The organism is Streptomyces sp. NPDC058632 (assembly GCF_042717095.1).
Taxonomy (GTDB): domain Bacteria; phylum Actinomycetota; class Actinomycetes; order Streptomycetales; family Streptomycetaceae; genus Streptomyces.
This window is the reverse complement of the sequence record NZ_JBHXQZ010000224.1, coordinates 1-1026: the sequence shown is the minus strand read 5'-3', so window position 1 is coordinate 1026 and position 1026 is coordinate 1. Positions and strand designations below refer to the sequence as shown.

The following is a 1026-nucleotide window of genomic DNA, read 5'->3' as shown; positions in this document are numbered from 1 at the left end:
CTTGATAAGCCGTCAGTCATGGCGCGAGGCGATCTCACCGATGAGCAGTGGTCCCTGATCGAGCCCCATCTCCCGATTGCCGCGGTTGGGCCCATCCCCGACCTGCGGAAACACTTCAACGCGGTGATGTGGCGGTTCCGGACCGGTAGCCCCTGGCGTGACCTGCCGACCGAGTTCGGGCCCTGGCAGAGCGCGTACGACCGCTTCCGGATCTGGGCGACGCGGGGCGTTTTCCAGGACCTGATGCAAACAGTGATCGCCGAGGCCGCCGCCCGCGGCCAGGCCGACCTGGGCCTGGTCAGCGTGGACTCTGCGACCGCCCGGGCCCACCATCACGCCGCCGGGATGGCCCTGGACCCCGAGCAGTTGGCGGCCTTGGAAATGGCCGTCGAGGCCGAAAAGGGGGCGAGGACAAGGAGCAAAGAACGCAGGACGGACAGGCCGAGGATGAGGCGCGCGTCGAGCGGCGACGGATCCGCCGACGACACCGGGCCCGCTTGAAAGCCGCCGAGCTGGGGCGTTCCCGGGGCGGACTGACGAGCAAGATCCATGTGGCGGCTGACCGACGCTGTCGCCCGCTTGCGTTCGTCCTCACGCCCGGGCAGGCCGGAGACAGTCCGCAGTTCGCCCCGGTCCTGGAACGGGTGAAGGTGCGCGGCCCGGTCGGGCGCCCGCGGACCCGGCCGGATGCGGTGGCCGCGGACAAGGCGTACTCGTCCCGACGCAACCGCCGCTACCTGCGACGACGTGGGATCCAAGCCGTGATCCCGGAGAAGGTCGACCAGGCCGCGAACCGCAAGAAGCGGGGCAACGCCGGCGGCCGGCCAGTCTCACACGACGCGACACTCTACAAAGAGCGCAACACCGTGGAACGGTGCATCAACCGGCTGCGGAACTGGCGCGGTATCGCTACCCGGTACGACAAGACCCCGGAGAGCTACGAGGCCGGACTGCACCTGTGTGGGGCAATGCTCTGGCTCCGCAGCATCGCACCACACTCTTGATCCGAACTCCAGACAGGACCTA

The 1026-nt window shown here is 68.7% G+C and carries 1 protein-coding gene; it reads left to right on the top strand.

What is annotated here, in order from left to right; genetic code table 11:
- The first annotated feature begins 18 nt into the window (after positions 1 to 18).
- Positions 19 to 1004 (top strand): IS5 family transposase gene (locus ACFWVE_RS35105; protein ID WP_384023351.1). Its coding sequence is split into 2 segments (ribosomal slippage): positions 19 to 426 and positions 429 to 1004, totalling 984 coding nucleotides; the frame shifts between segments, so codons are not numbered across the junction.
- Positions 1005 to 1026: the final 22 nt, after the last annotated feature.